Source organism: Pseudomonas migulae, assembly GCF_043225285.1.
Taxonomy (GTDB): domain Bacteria; phylum Pseudomonadota; class Gammaproteobacteria; order Pseudomonadales; family Pseudomonadaceae; genus Aquipseudomonas; species Aquipseudomonas migulae_C.
This window is the reverse complement of record NZ_CP171224.1, coordinates 4,456,453-4,474,820: the sequence shown is the minus strand read 5'-3', so window position 1 is coordinate 4,474,820 and position 18,368 is coordinate 4,456,453. Positions and strand designations below refer to the sequence as shown.

Here is an 18,368-nt window from a genome sequence, read left to right as displayed (position 1 = left end):
ACTCTCTCTGGCGGCCCGCAATTTTTTGACACTCACTCGGCGGGTAGTGAGGTGTTAGCAACAAGGGTGCCAGCTCCGTGGCCACTCTCAACAAAAGCCGTCCTGGCTTCGCTTTGATCAAAAATTACCGCAGCCCCTGTGGGAGCGAGCCTGCTCGCGATGAGGGTGCGACAGACACATAAATGCCAGCTGACACGGCCTCATCGCGAGCAGGCTCGCTCCTACAGGGGTTTTGTGTGCATCGGTTTTCAGGTGGCGAACAGGTACGCTTCCACATCCATTCCGGCATCGCGCATCTGCGCCAGCTTGTAGCGCAAGGTGCGCGGGCTGATGCCCAGGCGTTCGGCCGCCTCTTTGCGGCGACCGCGCTCGGCGCGCAGTGTGTCGATGATCATCTGGAATTCGCGACGACGCAGATCGTCGCCCAGCGCCCCGGCGGATTCGGCCTCGGCATCCGCCACGCGCACCGGCGCAGGTGCCGATGTCAGCAGGGGCGCATAGGCGACCGGCCCGGTCAGACAGAAATCCTGCGGCTGGATCAAGCCACCCTGCTGCAAAATCAACGCACGCTGAATGGCGTTATCCAGCTCGCGCACGTTACCCGGCCATGGATAACCGACCAGGCACGCCTGCGCCTCAGGCGACAGTCGCGCAGCAGCATGCTTCATTTTATTGACGTGCTTGGCCAGCAGGCGCTCGGCCAGTGGCAGGATGTCGGCGGTGCGCTCGCGCAACGGACGCCAGGCCAACGGAAACACCGAGAGGCGATAGTAAAGGTCTTCACGGAATCGCCCCGCCGCCACTTCGCCAGCCAGGTCACGGTTAGTGGTCGCGACCACACGGATATCCAGCGTAATGGGTTTGCGCGCGCCGACGCGCTCGACCTCGCGCTCCTGCAACACGCGCAGCAATTTGGCCTGCAGGCCGAGGGGCATTTCGGAAATCTCGTCGAGCAGGATAGTGCCGCCATCCGCCTGCTCGAACTTGCCCGCCTGCGCCGCAATGGCACCGGTGAACGAACCCTTCTCGTGACCGAACAGCGTCGCCTCGAGCATGTTGTCGGGAATCGCCGCACAGTTGATCGCAATGAACGGTTGGCTGGCGCGATGCGAGTGCTGATGGATATACCGCGCCAGCACTTCCTTGCCGGTGCCGGACTCGCCGGAAATCAACACCGTGGAATCACTGCGCGCCACTCGCGCGGCCAGCTCCAGCAATTGCGCGCTGGCCGGCTCGAACGCGACAGGCCCCTCGCGATCGGGCGCGCCGAGACTGCCCAGCGCGTGACGCGCCACCAGGTCCAGCAGCGCCTTGGGTTCGAACGGCTTGACCAGATAATCCACCGCGCCCTGGCGCATCGCATCGACGGCACGCTCCACGGCGCCATGCGCCGTCATCAGCAACACCGGCAGTTGCGGCTGACGAGCGCGCAACATTCCCAGCAGTTGATGGCCGTCCATGCCTGGCATGTTGACGTCACTGAGGACCAGATTGAATGACTCGGCACCGACTGCTTCCAGCGCCTCCTCCGCCGAACCGACCGCCTTGTAGTCGTAACCCGCGAGCAACAGCGTATCCGCCAGCGCTTCACGCAACGCGCGGTCATCCTCGACCAGTAAAACCTTGATCGCCATGTCCTTCACTCCGCTCCCTGAGTGCTGCTGAACAGCGGCAGGATGACCTGCGCGCAGGTGCCGCGACCCGGCCGCGAGCGCAGTTGCAATTCTCCCTGATGAGCACGCGCCACCGCCTTGACCACGGTCAGACCGAGGCCGGTGCCGGTGGTTTTGGTGGTAAAGAAAGGTTCGCCCAGACGCGCCAGCACCTTCGCATCGATGCCGCTGCCGTTGTCACTGACTGACACCCGCAGCGTGTTGTCTCGGGCGTAGAGATGGACCTTCAAGCGCACGTCGCCGGCGCTGGCCTGGATGGCATTCTCGATCAGGTTCAGGATCGCCCCGACCAGCGTGTCGCGATTGCACAGCAACTCGCCCGCATGACTGTCGCACTGCCAGCGGATCGGCAAATCCTGCACGTGGGTCAAGGCAGCCGATTGCAAGGACTGCATCAGCATCTTCGGCGTGACGCGATCGGTGAGCGGCAGCTCGCCACGGGCAAACACCAGCATGTCGCGCACCTGATGCTCCAGCTCATGCAGACGTTCTTTCAGCCGTCCGGCAAAACGCTGCTGCGTGGCGACCGGCAATTCTTGTTCGGTCAAATGACTGGCGTAGAGCAACGCAGCGGACAAAGGTGTGCGAATTTGATGAGCCAGCGAGGCGACCATCCGGCCGAGGGAGGACAAGCGCTCGTGGCGAGCCAGCTGGTCCTGCAGATGACGGGTTTCGGTCAGGTCGTTGAGCAACACCAACTGACCCGGCTCGGCATCCAGCGAACGCGTGGCGATCGACAAACGTCGACCGTCCTTGAGCGAGATTTCATGACCGTCGTCTTCCCGTGGCGCGAAACAGCGGGCAATGACATGACGCCACAGTTCGCCCTCAAGGGGCAGACCGAGCAGCTCGCAGGCCGCGGGGTTCGCTTCGCGCACAATGCCTTGGGCATCAATGACGATGACACCGCCCGGCAACAGATCGAGGAGGTTTTGCAGACGGTTGGCCAGGCGTTCCTTTTCCGCCAGTTCCTGCATGCGTTGCGCGCTGACCACTGCCAGCTCGCCCTTGAGCTCGGTGACCCGGGCTTCGAGCATGCTGTAGGAGTCGGTCAACTGGCTGGACATCTGGTTGAACAGCGCGAAAGCCTGCTCAAGGCCAAGCCGGCTTGCCTGCTCTACGGACGACGGTTGCCCCGAAGCGTCAGGGACAGGAGACATCTGGGCGGCTTGGGGCATCGTGCTCTCTCGCTTGGCTGACCGTCAGTGAAACGGAACGTTGCGAGGGCTATAGCAATACCCGTGCCTAAAAAGGGTGTGCACGGAGTACGGGGATGACGATGCACGCAAAACCGCGATCGAGTGCTGGCGAGCCCTGCAATTGCGCAGTCCCACCATTGGCGTCGAGGCCTGAAGTTGGAACGCTTCCTGCTTTACCCCCTTTGGAGAGCAACATTTCATTGACGGCTACCGGGGCATTTTCACGCGCGGCTGTTCAATGCGCCGCACCACGCCGAAGTCGATTTCGATCCAGCGCCGGCTACTCGACAAACACGCGCTGCGCCCCCCTATTCAAATTGGTATGACCATGACAAATACCCCCTCAAACCGAGGCGTTTACCAGGTTTCTGACACCCCGCTGATCAACGCATACCCTACCGCAGCCCCGGTCATCGAGGAGTGCGAAGCGCTGGTCGTGCAGCAGCCAGTTTTCGAAGACGGTGAGCCTCCGGTCGGCGTGGTCATCCATGCGCTTCACCCCGATGTGCTGCGAGACATTCTGGTCCGCTTGATTGATCTGCATGAACGCCTGCACCTCTACGTAACCTGCGTGGCCGGCCGTGACGACACAGTACGTGCCCAGCTGGAGGCCAGCGGGCTGAGTTACTCACTGTACCGGGTGGCCAACCACGGGAGGGATGCTTTGCCTTTCCTGCAGATGTTGCCGCTCGTACGTGCCGACAACATTCACACGCTGGTCAAGTTGCACACCCAGCCCCAGCTGCGCCAGGGCGCGACGAACGCCTCGACCCCAGACCTTTTCGATGACTTGCTAAACCCGGTACGCTTCCGTCAATCGGTAGAACACCTTGCCGACCCGGCGCGCAATCCGCTGCTCGGCATCGAGAAATATTGCCTGCAGATCACCAAAAACCTCGATGAAAGCACCCGCGCGCACTTGCTCACCCTGTTCGAGCGCGCAGGCTTTGACCCACGAGAAATCGACGCCGCTCATTTTTTTACCGGCTCAAATTTCTTTGTACGTACCGACGCGCTGGCGCCAGTGGAACGGATGCGCCTGACAAGCAAGGATTTCGAAACCGAACGCGATCAGCTTGAAGGCACCCTGGCGCACGCCTTGGAACGCTTTTTTGGTGTACTGGCGAATGTCGGCCATCAGCAGCGCAATATCGAGCTGTATCGGCGCTGGCTGGACACCCGGCAATTGGCCCCTGCCGAGCTTGAAGCGTTACCGGCACGACTTGCCAGCTGGCCACAGCAACCGGACGTGTTGTTGGTATTGACCGATACCACCGGTGACATTGCGTTGTTGCGCTCCAGCCTGGAAAGCATTGACCGCCAGCTTTATGGGGCGGCAGCCATCGTGGTGCTGTCCGATGCGGAACCGGTAGGCGTGACGCCAGCCGACAATCTGGTCTGGCTACCGCTGGCTGAATCCTGGCCAAGCCAGCTCAATGAGCTGCTGCAAGGCATCGAAGTCGATTGGTGTTACCTGCTGCGGGGCGGCGATCAGCTCGATCCTCACGCACTGCTGTTGCTCGCCGAAGGCATCGCCCTGAATCCCGGTATCAAAGTTTGCTACAGCGATGAAGACTCGCTGACCCCGACTGGATGCCAGGACCCTGTATTCAAGCCGGACCTGAACCTGGATCTGATGCGCAGTTATCCGTATGTCGGCCGAGCCTTGGCCTTCAGTCGCGAAGCCGTGCTGGAGGCTGATGGCTTCGATCCCGCCTTTCCCGAACTGGCGCCTCATGATTTGCTCTATCGGCTGATTGAAACTCACGGGCTTGGCACCGTCGGGCACCTTTCTGACGTGCTAGTGCACCAGGCAATCAACTTCGGTCAGTGGCTCGGCGAACCCAAGGTCGTCGCGCATTCCGCGGCGATCGTCGAGGCGCATTTGCAGCGCCTGGGCGTGGCTCATGAGCTGCGTGCGGGACCTTTGCCGATGATCAACCGCGTGGTTTACCAACACGCCGCACAGCCGTTGGTGTCCATCCTCATTCCCACCAAGGACTGCCTGCCGATGCTGCTGCGCTGCATCGAAAGCATTATTGAGAAAACCCTCTATACGAATTACGAACTGATCATCATCGACAACAACAGTGAAACCGCCGAGGCCCGGGAATGGTTCGAGGGTATGGAAAGTTTGAACGACACCAAGGTGCGCATCCTGCGTTACCCGCACCCGTTCAACTACTCGGCGATCAACAATTTTGCTGTCGGCCACGCTCATGGCGATTACCTGGTACTCCTCAACAATGACACGGCGGTCATTGACGGCAACTGGCTTGGCGCATTGCTCCATCACGCTCAACGACCGGAAGTCGGGGTTGTCGGCGCCAAACTGTTGTTTCCCAACGGGACTATTCAGCACGCAGGCGTGGTACTCGGCTTGCGCGGTGTCGCAGACCATCCATTCTTCGGCGACCCAATGCAATCCAACGGCTACCTTCACCGCTTGCAGGTTGATCAGAACTACAGCGCGGTGACTGCCGCCTGCCTGATGATCAGCACGGATCTGTACCGCCAGGTGGGCGGAATGGACGAGTCCGGCCTGGGGGTTTGTTTCAACGACGTAGATTTGTGCCTGAAGGCCGGACAGGCCGGGCGACTGATCGTCTGGACGCCTTATGCAGTGCTCATGCACGAATCCAACGTGAGCCAGAACAATGTCGACACGACCAAGCTGGAAGCCAAGCGCGAACGCTTCAAGCGCGAACAGTCGGTGATGTACCAACGCTGGCTACCGCTGCTCGCTAACGATTCGGCCTACAACCGCAACCTGACCCTGGAAGGCAGCGGCTTCGCCGCCGAATCCCGCAGCGAAGCCGGCTGGCAACCGTTCGCCAGTCGCGCGCTACCTCAAGCGCTGTGCTACCCCGGCGACGCTTTCGGCTGCGGTCATTATCGGGTGCGTCAGCCCTTCGCGGCCATGAAAGCCGCGCACCTGGTCGAGGGCGCGGTGAGTGACTGGGCGCTTCAACCGGTAGAGCTGGAGCGCCTGGCGCCGGACACCATCATTTTCCAGCGGCAATACACGACACCTCAGCTCGAGTTCATGCAGAACACCAAAGCATTCTCCAAGGCTTTCAAGGTCTACGAGCTGGACGACTACATTCTCGACGTACCCGCCGGCGCAAGCCGCGACCTGCCCCCCAAAGACATTGCCAAGCGCTTGAAGAAAGCCGTGGGCCTGTGCGATCGGCTGGTGGTCTCGACGCAGCCGCTGGCCAATGCACTGAAGGGCTACAACGCCGATATCCGCGTGGTAGAAAACCGTTTACCAAGCCAGTGGTGGAGTGGCCTCAACAGCCTTCGCCAACAAGGCCGCAAACCTCGGGTCGGCTGGGCTGGGGGCTCGGGCCATGGCGCTGACTTGCACGTCATCTCCGAGGTGGTTCGTGAACTGGCCGGGGAAGTGGAGTGGGTGTTTATGGGCATGTGTCCACCGGCACTGCGTCCCTATGTCCACGAATTCCATAGGGGCGTGAACATTGAGAAATACCCGGAACGCCTGGCTGGCCTAAACCTGGACCTGGCTCTGGCACCGCTGAAAGACTCTGTTTTCAACGCCTGCAAAAGCAATCTACGGCTATTGGAATACGGTGCGTGTGGCTTCCCGGTGATTTGCTCGGACATCATCTGTTATCGCGGTGACTTCCCGGTGACCAGGGTCAAGAACAAGCCGAAAGACTGGATCGCCGCCATTCGCGAACATCTCGCTGAACCCGATGCAAACGCCAGGGCCGGTGACGCCCTGCGCAGCGTGGTGCTCGATAACTGGATGCTCAGGGACGAACACCTGCTGACGTGGCGAAACGCCTGGCTGACGGATTGAAAAAAAGGCCAGCGTTTCGCGCTGGCCTTTTTTTGGTTCCTTACGGATTACCGGGAACAGGCGTCAATCATCCGCCTGTTCATCGCCCTCGCGACGGCTCATGCCGTACTTGCGCATCTTTTCCACCAGCGTGGTGCGACGAATCCGCAGGCGTTCAGCCGCGCGCGCCACGATGCCATTGGCGTCGTCCAGCGCCTGCTGGATCAGCCCTTGTTCCAGGCCACCGAGGTAGTCCTTCAGGTCCAGCCCTTCCGGCGGCAGCATGGCATTGGCGGTAAAGTCAGGCGTATGACCGTTGATGGCCACGCGCTCTTCCAGATCGCTGCGCAGGCTGTCGACCATCTGCTCGTCTTCGTCGTCGACATAGCGGAATTTCTTCGGCAGCTCGACCACGCCGATCACCCCGTACGGATGCATGATCGCCATGCGCTCCACCAGGTTGGCCAGCTCGCGGACGTTGCCCGGCCAGCCGTGACGACACAGCGACATGATCGCTGCAGAGTTGAAACGGATCGAACCGCGCTTTTCGTGTTCCATGCGCGAGATCAGTTCGTTCATCAGCAACGGAATGTCTTCGACACGTTCGCGCAGTGGCGCCATCTCGATCGGGAACACGTTCAGGCGGTAGTACAAGTCTTCGCGGAAGGTGCCGATCTCGATCATGCTTTCGAGATTCTTGTGGGTCGCCGCGATGATCCGCACATCTACGCTCTGGGTCTTGTTGCTGCCCACACGTTCGAAGGTGCGCTCCTGCAGCACACGCAACAGCTTGACCTGCATCGGCAGCGGCATATCGCCGATTTCATCAAGGAACAGCGTGCCACCGTTGGCCAGCTCGAAACGACCGGCGCGGCTGGTGATTGCCCCGGTGAAAGCGCCCTTCTCGTGACCAAACAGTTCGCTTTCCAGCAACTCGGCCGGGATCGCCCCGCAGTTGACCGGAACGAACGGTGCGTCACGACGCTTGGAGTGATAGTGCAGGTTACGTGCGACCACTTCCTTGCCGGTGCCGGACTCGCCGAGGATCAGCACGCTGGCGTCGGTGTCGGCGACTTGCTGCATCATCTGGCGGACGTGTTGAATCGCCCGGCTGGTGCCGACAAGACTGCGGAAAAGATTGGGTTCACGGTGACGACCGCGCTCGCGGGCCTGGTCGTACATCTCGCGATAGACCTGGGCACGGTGCAGCGAATCGAGAAGTTTGCTGTAGCTGGGCGGCATTTCGAGGGTCGAAAGCACTCGGCGACGCTGGTCTTCTGGCAAGTCAACGGAAGAATTATCGCCCATTAACAAAACCGGAAGGAACTCATCCCAGGTTGAGAGTGTCTTTAACAAGCCCGGAAGTGCGCCAGGAGCATTGACCGTCCCGATGAGGACACAGATCACTTCACGACTTGATGACAAAGAGCCGACAGCCTGCTGCCAGTCATGGCTACCGCAGGGTAAATTTTCTTCGCCAAGAAAATTCAAGATCACCGCCAAATCGCGGCGGCGGACGCTATCGTCATCAATCAGCAGAATTTTGGTTTCACGCCACATGCAATAGCAACTTCCCTAGTCAACTCAATGCCCGAAAATGAGGGGCAATCTAGACGCCAGCCAATACGTTAAGCCTGTTGACGCCTGAAATCTGCAACCAGCCACTAGTTAAGTCAAAAAACCGTGCACAGTCAAATTTATGGCGCGCCAGGTCTGGATTAACTGAGGATTAATTAACCAAACAGATGGTAAACCTTTGCAGCGTTCTGTGCTTGATGGATCTGCGACATCTCATCAACTATTGCCTGCCTCTCCCCTGTCGCCGCCTCCAGAAGCTGCTTGTAGACCCACAGCAACTCCTCAAGATTTTTACGCAACAGCGCCTCGTCCACCGAAGCTTCACTCAAGACGTCCTCCATGCAGGAACGGCAAGCCAGGTCCAGTTCACCAATGGCCTCCCAGTCGCGCTCGGCCAATGCACCGACCAGTGCTTCGCGAGTGTTTTCGATTCGCTGCAATACCAGACTCATGGTGATCTCCTTAAAACTGCGGATCCGGTGCGGCAATTCCATCCCAACCGTCTTTGACGGTCCGAAGCAAATCGGAAACTTCGTCGAGAAGCACAGGATCAGTCTTGATGTTAGCCTCGGCCAGACGCTTCATCATATAGATATAGAGGTTATCCAGCTGCTCCACCTCATCAGCCCGGTTCTCGAGATCCAGGCCCTCTCGCAAGCCGCCAATGATGCCAATGGCCTTGCTGATCAAGACACCTTTGCCCGGAACATCGCCTCGCTCGATAGCCCCTTTGGCTTGAGCAATGCGATCAAGCCCGCCTTCCATCAGCATTTGCACCAAACGGTGCGGACTGGCTTCGGAGACTTGAGCTTGCGCTCCGATTTTCTGATATTGCCGAAGGGCCAACATCGGATTCATGTTCTTACCTCATCACAACGTTAGGACTCGCCTAACCAATATATCGTCTCAGAGTCAAAAAACTTTAAAGCAGAAGACAAAAACCCGGCACGTGAAAACGTAACCGGGTTTTTTGTGCCAAATATTCAACTATGAGCTTTTGGCTTGAGCGTTCATGGTGTCGAAGAACGAAGTAATGTTGCTCGCCGTCGCCTTCATCTGTCCAACCAACAGATCCATCGCATTGTACTTGGCAGTCAGCGTCTTCGTCATCGCTTCCACACGCAGATCCAGTGCCACCTGCTGAGCACTCAGGTCGGTTTTCTGCTTGCCCAGACTCGTGGAGCGCTGGTCCAGTATTCCACCGGTCTGCACGTACGGAGTCATCGCCGTCTTCATTCGCGCCAGCAGACCGTTGGTGCTGTTCGTGCCGGTGAACAGCGTCTGCACCTGACTACCCAGCGACTTGTCTTTCATTGCCGTGTTGAACTTGCTGGAGTCGAAGTTCAAGGTGCCGGCTTTCTGATCGGTGGTGATACCCAATTGCGCCAGTACAGACAACTGTCCGCCAGGGCCCGGGGTAGTCAGCTCTTTGCGGATATCGGCAATAAGCGAACGCGGCAAGGAATCACCGGTCATCGGTGCCGAGACGGTCAGCTTGCCATCTTTGTCGGCCGTGGCCTGAGTCAACGAGTTAACTGTTTTGATCAGCGTGTTGTAAGCGTCGACAAACGACTGAATCGATGTCTGCAGACCGGTCGTGTTCGTCGCCACGGTGACCGTGGAAGTGCCCGCCGCTACCAGAGTCAGACTCAACCCGCCCACCGCACCACTGATGGTGTTGGATTTGCTAGGCACAGGCAGGCCATCGACCGTCAGGTTCGCATCGACAGCCAGCGCACCGATAGTCCCGGAACTGGCTGGATCCGGCAGGGTCTGCCCCGGGTTTGCAGGATCGGGAATGGTCCCCATCAACTGCGTACCGTCGATGTTCAGACCTGCGATACCGCTCACGACCAGGTCCGAGCCCTTTCCGGTCACGGTCGACCCGATGACCAGGCGCGAACCGCTGCTGTCAGTGACGATGTTGGCTGAAATTCCCTGGGCGCTCAGCGTGGTGTTGATCGCATCGCGAGTGCTTTGCAGCGTCGCACCGGCTGGAATTGCCACATTGTAGTCAGTGCCATTTTGACTGATTTTCAAGGTACCAGTCGGAATGGCACTGGTCGCACCGCCTGCAAAAGAAGCACTGGCAACTTTGGAGCTGGTAGCCAGATTGTTGACTTTGATGACGTAGGAACCATTGACAGCTGTGTTATCGGAAACCGCGGTCAAGACGGTCGGCGACGACGACGTTGCAGCGAAACCACTGAACGCTGGGCTGGTCGCGCTGCTCAGCTTATCCATGGCGGCCTGATAGGCGGCCAGGGCACTTTTGAGCGAGCCGACACCCGAAATTTTCGCGGTATTGATCGTGGTCTGGTTTTTGATCTGGTTTTGCTTGGCCGAACTGTCAGCGTTGACCAATGCATTGACGATCGAACTGATGTCCAGATTGGAGCCAAGGCCCGTACCGGTTGTAATTGGACTTGCCATGTAGATCTCCCTAAATGTCTGCCGCCGGTCTTTTGACCGGTCGCACCATCACATCAAAGCACAAACACGATTCATGCCAGCTGTCAGGCTTTGGCGTCAAACAGAACGTTGCTTGCAGTATTCAAACTTTCTGCCAGCTTCAAGGCTTCTTCGGAAGGGATCTGCCGCACCACTTCACCGGATTCCGTGGCAATCACTTTAACAACCACTTTTCCGGACGCCTCATCAATCGAGAACTCCAGATTCCGCTTGATCGACTGGACGAACTTCTCGATTTCCTGCACAGCCAGTTTCAGCTTGTTCGGATCCGAGTCTTTACTGCCAGCCACCGACTGATCGTTATCGCTTGCGCCGTAAGAAACGCCAGTCGATTGAGCCACCGTCGCGTTCGCCGGATGAGCCGCCGGGTAAGACAAGTTCAGCTTTACGCTCATGTCCATGTCCATCACTCCTGAAGCTAAAAAGCGAGAGAGCACGACAAGCGCACTCCCCCGCTAAAACTCAACCGAATTACTGAAGCAGCTTCAGTACAGCGGAAGGCAACTGGTTGGCTTGAGCCAGAACAGCGGTGGAAGCTTGTTGCAGAGTTTGCTGTTTGGTCAGGTTGGCAGTTTCAGCAGCGAAGTCAGTGTCTTGTACGCGACCCAGTGCAGCGGTGGCGTTTTCGTTGACGTTCTGCAGGTTGGAGATGGTGCTGGTCAGACGGTTTTGCGAAGCACCGAGGTTGGCGCGAACGGCGTTCACCGAGTCCAGAGCTTTGTCGATCGCGGTGATTGCACCGTCGATGTTCGAGAAAGCAGCAGCACTGGTAGCACCGGTCAGAACGGTAGTACCCGAACCTACGGACAGGCTGGAAGCAGCGAAGCTGGTGCTCAGGGTCAGGGTGATCTGGTTGTTGGTACCGGTGTTGGAACCAACTTGCAGAACCATGCTGCCAGCAGTACCGTCCAGCAGGTTTTTGCCGTTCAGGTTGGTGCTGGCGGCGATACGAGTCAGCTCGTCGGACAGCTGGGTGAATTCGGAGTTGGTTGCGGTACGGTCAGCAGTGATGTTGGTACCGTTACGGGCTTGAACAGCCAGTTCACGCATACGCTGCAGAATGTTGGTGGTCTCTTGCAGAGCGCCTTCAGCGGTCTGAGCCATCGAGATACCATCGTTGGCGTTTTTGATGGCTACGGTCTGACCACGGATCTGGCTGGTCATACGAGTAGCGATCTGCAGGCCGGCGGCGTCGTCTTTAGCGCTGTTGATTTTCAGGCCGGAAGACAAGCGAGTCATGGAGGTCGACAGAGCATCCGAAGCACGGCCCAGGTTCTTTTGAACGTTCAGGGATGCAACGTTAGTGTTTACGCCTAATGGCATGATGAATTCCTCGTTGGTTGGGTACTGGCTTCCGGCCCTGGCAACCGCCGGGTATGGCCTAGAGAACCTTCGTAGTAGTTATCGTCGCGATTGCAGGTTGCTTGAGGGCTTTTTGAAAAAAATTTGCCATCACACTGCCACCCCTATGAAAACAAAGGCTTGCAAGACACCCACCAGAGGAAAAAATGACGCCAGAGAATCGCCGGCGATCGTCAGTCGCATCAGCCGGCAGTGAACGCTCAACGCGGGGACGGACCCGCTTCGAGCAAATCAACCAATTCGTATTCCATCGAATCCGCCAACCCCAGCCAGTTCTGCGCTTCCTGAGCCGCGAGCATCGACATCAGCAGTTGCGCCCACTGCTGTTGGATCGTCTGCGGCATTTGACTGATTAGCGCCTGCGACTGTTCGAAGACATCGACCATGTTCAGCGCCGCCTCGACATCTCGCCCGAGACGGAACAGCAGCGCGCACTGGCGGCAATCGCTGATGCATTGTGCGAACCCGTTCACTGTACGAACTCCTGATTGAACATCGTTCCGACAATCATCGCGCCAGCCCGACTGCTGTTGAAAAAGCTCACCTGCGGGTGCCCGGCGATATAACGCTCCAGCTCGCACAGGTAACTGCGAAAGTTCAGTTGGGTGCTGACCCGCTGACCATTGCCGTCGAGTACCCAGTGCCTGGCTTGGCTTACGCCTGGCCCCAGATCGCCATCGCCCCAGCCGGCGTGGGTTTTATTCATCGGGAATGCAAAGTCGGCGCCGAACAGGGTGATCCGGTCCGCGCCCATTTTCACCGCCAGGTCCACCGCCGGATGAATCACACTGCCGCCCACGTACAGTTCAGCCTTGGGCAGTTGCTGACGCAGCGCGGCATAGACCGGGCTGGCGGAATACCCGACGTATCGGGCGCCTTGCCAGGCTGACAGGACCTGCGGGTCGCTCAGGGGCAAATAAACCAAAGGGATGTCACCCGTATCTTCGGGCGGCAAGTGGCTGAGGCCGATGCGCTGGTCGATGCTGACCACTATGTCCGGTGCAATGCCGTGCTCGCGCAGGGGACGGTAGGCGGTATCGACGCTGATTAACAACGGCCGCGGGGTTTGCTCGCGTATGGCCCGAAGCTGTTCGAAGTGGTGTTCGAGGCTCGGCCCCGTAGCAATGACGTACACCTCCCGTCCTGGACAGGTCGCGAACAGCTCGGCGACATCGGCATCCTGGCTGACCAGCTCAACGCTCTCTTCCAGCCGGCGGATGATTTCCGGAGATGTCGGATCAAACCTGCGATTGCTGAAGGCCAGGTGCACTTCGCTGATCAGCCGATCACGGATCTTGGCGTTGAAGTCGTCTGCCAGCAGCATCTCGGAAGGCAAGGCAAAAAACGGCATGCAGATGTCCGACGAATCACCGGCGTACCTCAACTCGATCCGTGGATCGCTGAGCCAGTGACACTGATCGAGCAGCTGCAGGGTCAACCGAAAAATCGCCCCGTTGAGGATATGCACGTAGACACGCTGAACGTCGCTTTCCAGCAACACGCTCGGCAAGTCACCCAGCCCTGTGCCATAGACATGCACCACCGGACTCTCCGGCGGCAGGCTGGCGGCCTGCAGGCGCGCTTCACGCGTGCGGTCATGGCGACTGGTGAGCTGAATGCCGGCAATACTGAGAGTCGAGCCCAAACCTTCCACCAGTTCAGCCTGCTCTTCCATGCTGCATTCGGTGACCAGCCGTGCAAACAACGCCGGCCAGCGTCGCTCTATCACCTGAGCATTGTGGTCAAAGCTGTCGCTCATATCGCCTCGCTCGCCAAACAAAAAAAATAGCGCTCAAGATTACACCCTGAGCGCTATTTTTGTGCCTGGCTTTTTTCGACTACAGCACAGGATTCAAGGGCGATAGATGATCGCCGAACCCCAGGACAGCCCCACACCGAAACCGCTGAGCGCAACGCGCTTCCAGTCGGAGTCCAGCACGTGTTTTTCCAGCAGCAGCGGAATGCTCGACGACACGGTGTTGCCGGTCTCGACCATGTCCTTGATGAACTTCTCCGGCTCGCCTTCGAAACGGCGCGCCACGGCGTCGACGATCGCGGCGCTGCCCTGGTGAATGCAGAAAGCATCGACATCGGCCGGCGTCAGTTGCGAATCGGTCAGCAGCTCATGCAAATGCGCAGGAACCTTGAGCAGCGCGAAGTTGAACACCTGACGGCCGTTCATGAAGAACACGCCATCGGAGACCTTCAAGTGCGGCGCGCCGGAACCGTCGGTGCCGAACTTGGCTTTGCCCAGCTGCCACGGTGCGTTTTCGCCCATCCAGGTTGCGGTGGCCGCGTCACCGAAGAGCATGGTGGTGTTGCGGTCTTCCGGGTCGACGATCTTCGAATACGGATCGGCGGTGACCAGCAGGCCATTCTTCAGGCCCGCGGCTTCCATGAAGCCCTTGATCGCGTAGATGCCGTATACGTAACCGGAACAGCCCAGGGAAATATCGAACGCCGCCACGGTGGTCGGCAGGCCCAGCTTGTCCTGAACGATGGCAGCTGTGTGCGGCAGGCCTTCTTCGTCACCGTTCTGGGTGACGACGATCAGCACGTCAATGGATTCGCGTTTCAAGTCCGGGTTATTGGCAAATAGCGCATTGACTGCTTCGACACACAGGTCCGAAGTTTCCTGCCCGGCGTCTTTGCGCGGCAGGAAGGCCGAACCGATTTTGCCAAGGATGAATTCTTCATCCTTTTCGAATTTTGCACCTTGTGCGTAATTGTCCACGCCGGCTACAGGAACGTAGCTCGCAATGCTTTTTATGCCAATCATTACGGCTTCCCAATAATAAACAGCCCAATACCACCGCTCGTAATGATTCGAGGGGCGCCGACAAACAGAGGAAATCTGCCGCCTTATCGGGGCGACAGCGGGAAGAATAAAAGGCTATCACTGGGCCAGAAACAGGCCAGGCGCCACCTTCCCGATCAATACAATACAGTGAAGATGCGCGTTATGACTCGCAGGTCACGCTATTTTGCCGAATCAACCCACAACAGGTTATTCGACCAAGGACCAGTCCAGCGGCGTTCCGCGCTTGATGGCCTGACGGGCGCGACGGCCCAGAAGGGTTTCTGCATGTTTGGGAGCCAGCCCCAGGCCCGGACGAATGGCACGCAGATTGGCACCGGTGAACGGCTCGCCGGCCGCCATGTCTTCGGTCACGTAGAGCGATCGCCGATACACCAGCGACTTGCGCTCGGCTTCAGTGACGCCGTAATGCACCTGACCCATGGCCTGCCAGGCGCGTTCAGTTTCGATCACCAGGCTGGCGAGTTCAGCCGGCTCGAGGGAAAAACTGGCGTCCACGCCACCCGCGCTACGGTCGAGGGTGAAGTGTTTTTCCACCACCGTCGCCCCGAGCGCCACCGCCGCCACGGACACACCGACGCCCATGGAGTGGTCGGAGAGCCCGACTTCACAGCCAAACAGTTCCCGCAGATGAGGAATCGTCCGCACGTTGCTGTTGGCCGGCGTGGCCGGGTAGGTGCTGGTGCACTTGAGCAACACCAGGTCCTTGCAACCGGCCCCGCGGGCGGCCCGTACGGTTTCGTCGAGTTCGGCGATGCTGGCCATGCCGGTGGAAATGATCAACGGTTTGCCGGTGGCAGCAACGCGACGGATCAGCGGCAGGTCGGTGTTCTCGAAGCTGGCGATCTTGTACGCCGGCACGTCGAGGCTTTCGAGGAAGTTCACCGCGCTGTCATCGAACGGCGTGGAGAACGCGAGCATCCCCAGCTCCTTGGCGCGGGCGAAGATCGGCGCGTGCCATTCCCACGGCGTATGGGCTTTTTCGTACAGCGCATACAGCGAAGATCCGGCCCACAGACTGTTGGGGTCCTTGATGAAGAACTCGCCCTCGGACAGGTCCAGCGTCATGGTGTCGGCAGTGTAGGTTTGCAGTTTCAAGGCATGCGCACCGGCCTTGGCCGCGGCGTCGACGATTTGCAGCGCCATGTCCAGGGACTGGTTATGGTTGCCGCTCATCTCGGCGATGATGAACGGCGGCGCATCGGCACCGATGGAACGATGGCCGATCTTGAAACTAGTCATTGCTGTCATCCTTCAATACGCGCGTGAACGCGCAAGCACTCTGTGTGAAACCGGCCTCGCGAAACACCTTCAGCGAGGGCTGATTTGCGGGCAGCACTTGAGCAGTGATGGCCCGCAGTTGCGGCCAATGGTTGATCGCGAAGGCCTCGCCCCGGGCCAGCAGCGCCCTGCCCCAGCCCAGGCCGATGCGCTCTTCGAACAGATAAATCGAGACTTCGGCCTCAAGTCCGCGCAGGTCATAACGCAATACGCCCACCGGACCGTCATCGGTCTCGGCGATCAACAACAAACGCTGGGCATTGTGCAAACTGGCGGCCAGCCACTTTTGATGCGACGACCATTCGATCACCCCGGTCTCCAGCGACCAGCGCCGCACCGCTTCAGCGTTGCGTCCGTCGAACAGCAGCTGCGCATCGTCTGCAGTGGCAGGGCGAACCTGCAACACCGCGCCAGCCAAAGCTGCAGCTACCCGCTGGGCGCCGCGACCATCCACCAGCTGTCGCGAATGCTCGGCCATGCTGCGGCGTATGCCGGGGTTGCCCGCGACAAAACCGATTGCCTGACGCAGCTGCTCGACGCTCACCTGCTCACGAGGTCCCAGGTAAACATGAGCGCCCGAAGCGGCCATGGCCTCGCCATTGGCCTGTTGATTATTCGAAACCGCGATGCAAATCGTCGGCAACCCCAGGGCCGCCCGCTCCCAACTGGTACCGCCGCCGGCGCCGACAAACAGGTCGGCCTCAGTCATCAGGCGGTAGAAGTCGCTGACAAAACTGTGCAAGCGCCAATTCGGATGATCCGCCGCCAGCGCCTGCATGTTCTCCCAGGCCGGGTTATCGGCACCGGCGACGAAGTCGACTTCCAGCTCAGGGAACTCGGCCATCGCCAACATGGCGTGATGAGTCTGCATCGCCGCATCGAAACCGCCGAAATTCACCAGCACCCGTTTGGCCTGAGGCTTGATCGGGATCGCCGGGCAGCAGAACTCGTCACGCAGCATGGCGAATCGCGGACCGAACAACGTCTGGCAGCCGAGGGGAAGCAGCGAAGCATAAGCCTGCGGCGTACCCAACAGGTTCTGATTGAGCAGCAAGTCGACGTCGTACTGGCGGGTGGCAAGGTCATCCACTGCGGCGATCCGTGGCGCCCAGCGCCGGGCCGCCGTCTGCCAGTGATAGTCGAGGCCATAGTGATCGACGATGATCCAGTCGAACGTGGGATGGCTGTCCAGTGCGTGTGCCAGCGCGTCGATGTCCGCCTGCCACGGCAACAGGGATTCGATGGCTTGTTGCGGGTCTTCGCCGGGATAACGCTGCGGCAACGCGAAGGTTTCGAAGCCTTCGGCCGCGAGCATGTCGAGCCGATGCCCGGGCAGTTGGCGACAGACGAAAGCAACGTGCGAGCCCTGTTTGCGCAAGGTCCGGGCCAACGGCAACAAGCGGGCGATATGCCCGCTGCCGATGGTGGGCGATGCGTCGGAGCGAATCAGCACTCTCATTGCAATTCACCACCGGCCTTCAACGCGGCGTACAGGTATTCGGCGCGCGTCCAGTCTTCGAGGGTGTCGATGTCCTGCACCAGGTGCCGCGGCAGGATCACCGGCAGGCTCGCCGGAGAAAACAGCACGTCGCCGCGCACCCAGGCGTCGCTGCGTCCCCAGTAGAACTGGCCGGCATCCTGAAAGGCCGCGGCCAGGTCCTGCGAGCGGGTGTTGCGGAATTCCGGGTACAACGACGTCAGCGCGCCCTCCTCGTCTAGGGTCAAGGCGCGCTGCACGGGAAAACCGAAACCGGTGACGGAAAACGCGAAGGATTTGTCCGGATGCTGCGCCAGTAATTCGAAGCCCTGACGCAGGAAGCGTGCTTGCAACAACGGAGCGGTGGCGTAGACGCAGCAGGCGTAATCGAACGCCGGCAATGCCTTCAAGGCATGAACGATCACCGCGGCGGTGCCGGTGAAATCGTCGGCCAGCGCAGCCGGACGCATGAACGGCACTTCAGCGCCGTGAGCCCGGGCGACATCGGCGATTTCTTCGTCGTCGGTGCTGACGATCACCTGGTCGAACAGCTGCGATTCCAGCGCCACCCGGATCGAACGGACGATCATCGGCACGCCGTCGAACGGTTTGAGGTTCTTGCGCGGAATTCGCTTGCTGCCGCCCCGGGCTGGAATGATGGCCACGCAACTCACAGTCAGCCTCCCGCCGCCCGACGATCAAT

Annotated in this window: 15 protein-coding genes; 1 reads left to right on the top strand and 14 read right to left on the bottom strand. The window is 59.5% G+C overall.

Annotation, left to right across the window (positions count from 1 at the left end; all coding sequences use genetic code 11):
• Positions 1-248: 248 nt before the first annotated feature.
• Together ACF6ZU_RS20470 and ACF6ZU_RS20465 are read right to left on the bottom strand one after the other, a co-directional pair.
• Complete coding sequence (locus ACF6ZU_RS20470; protein WP_392886446.1) at positions 249-1,634, bottom strand: sigma-54-dependent transcriptional regulator; 1,386 nt, start codon at positions 1,632-1,634, stop codon at positions 249-251.
• Positions 1,635-1,639: 5 nt separating this feature from the next.
• A complete protein-coding gene (locus ACF6ZU_RS20465; RefSeq protein ID WP_392893856.1) occupies positions 1,640-2,833 on the bottom strand; it encodes a sensor histidine kinase in 1,194 nt (397 codons plus the stop codon).
• A 367-nt stretch (positions 2,834-3,200) separates the two neighbouring features.
• Between ACF6ZU_RS20465 and ACF6ZU_RS20460 the strand changes: the two genes are divergently transcribed.
• The gene (locus ACF6ZU_RS20460) at positions 3,201-6,698 is read left to right on the top strand and encodes a glycosyltransferase (RefSeq protein ID WP_392886444.1); all 3,498 of its coding nucleotides are present in this window, start codon (positions 3,201-3,203) and stop codon (positions 6,696-6,698) included.
• A 63-nt stretch (positions 6,699-6,761) separates the two neighbouring features.
• Here ACF6ZU_RS20460 and ACF6ZU_RS20455 read toward each other — a convergent pair whose 3' ends face one another.
• The 12 genes from ACF6ZU_RS20455 to pseF form a co-directional block, all read right to left on the bottom strand.
• The gene (locus tag ACF6ZU_RS20455; protein WP_392886442.1) at positions 6,762-8,237 is read right to left on the bottom strand and encodes a sigma-54 dependent transcriptional regulator; all 1,476 of its coding nucleotides are present in this window, start codon (positions 8,235-8,237) and stop codon (positions 6,762-6,764) included.
• Between the two features lie 173 nt (positions 8,238-8,410).
• Entirely contained in the window at positions 8,411-8,707 is a 297-nt protein-coding gene (locus ACF6ZU_RS20450) for a flagellar protein FliT (protein WP_392886440.1), read from the bottom strand.
• A gap of 10 nt (positions 8,708-8,717) precedes the next feature.
• On the bottom strand, positions 8,718-9,113 hold the full coding sequence (gene fliS / locus ACF6ZU_RS20445; protein ID WP_392886438.1) for a flagellar export chaperone FliS: 396 nt from the start codon (positions 9,111-9,113) through the stop codon (positions 8,718-8,720).
• Between the two features lie 129 nt (positions 9,114-9,242).
• A complete protein-coding gene (gene fliD / locus ACF6ZU_RS20440; RefSeq protein WP_392886435.1) occupies positions 9,243-10,688 on the bottom strand; it encodes a flagellar filament capping protein FliD in 1,446 nt (481 codons plus the stop codon).
• An 83-nt stretch (positions 10,689-10,771) separates the two neighbouring features.
• The gene (locus ACF6ZU_RS20435; RefSeq protein WP_392886433.1) at positions 10,772-11,128 is read right to left on the bottom strand and encodes a flagellar protein FlaG; all 357 of its coding nucleotides are present in this window, start codon (positions 11,126-11,128) and stop codon (positions 10,772-10,774) included.
• A gap of 70 nt (positions 11,129-11,198) precedes the next feature.
• Positions 11,199-12,050, bottom strand: coding sequence for a flagellin domain-containing protein (locus ACF6ZU_RS20430; protein WP_392886431.1), 852 nt, complete (start codon positions 12,048-12,050; stop codon positions 11,199-11,201).
• A gap of 239 nt (positions 12,051-12,289) precedes the next feature.
• A complete protein-coding gene (locus ACF6ZU_RS20425) occupies positions 12,290-12,562 on the bottom strand; it encodes a hypothetical protein (RefSeq protein ID WP_392886429.1) in 273 nt (90 codons plus the stop codon).
• Positions 12,559-13,848 (bottom strand): motility associated factor glycosyltransferase family protein, encoded by a 1,290-nt coding sequence (locus ACF6ZU_RS20420; protein WP_392886427.1) that lies wholly within the window; start codon positions 13,846-13,848, stop codon positions 12,559-12,561. Before ACF6ZU_RS20420 ends, ACF6ZU_RS20425 begins: the two co-directional genes overlap by 4 nt.
• A 93-nt stretch (positions 13,849-13,941) precedes the next feature.
• A complete protein-coding gene (locus ACF6ZU_RS20415; RefSeq protein ID WP_392886426.1) occupies positions 13,942-14,868 on the bottom strand; it encodes a ketoacyl-ACP synthase III in 927 nt (308 codons plus the stop codon).
• Positions 14,869-15,096: 228 nt separating this feature from the next.
• The gene (gene pseI / locus ACF6ZU_RS20410; RefSeq protein WP_392886424.1) at positions 15,097-16,149 is read right to left on the bottom strand and encodes a pseudaminic acid synthase; all 1,053 of its coding nucleotides are present in this window, start codon (positions 16,147-16,149) and stop codon (positions 15,097-15,099) included.
• Positions 16,142-17,647 (bottom strand): UDP-2,4-diacetamido-2,4,6-trideoxy-beta-L-altropyranose hydrolase, encoded by a 1,506-nt coding sequence (pseG, locus tag ACF6ZU_RS20405; protein ID WP_392886422.1) that lies wholly within the window; start codon positions 17,645-17,647, stop codon positions 16,142-16,144. Before pseG ends, pseI begins: the two co-directional genes overlap by 8 nt.
• Complete coding sequence (gene pseF / locus ACF6ZU_RS20400; RefSeq protein ID WP_392886419.1) at positions 17,644-18,339, bottom strand: pseudaminic acid cytidylyltransferase; 696 nt, start codon at positions 18,337-18,339, stop codon at positions 17,644-17,646. The genes pseG and pseF overlap by 4 nt, the downstream gene beginning before the upstream one ends.
• Positions 18,340-18,368: the final 29 nt, after the last annotated feature.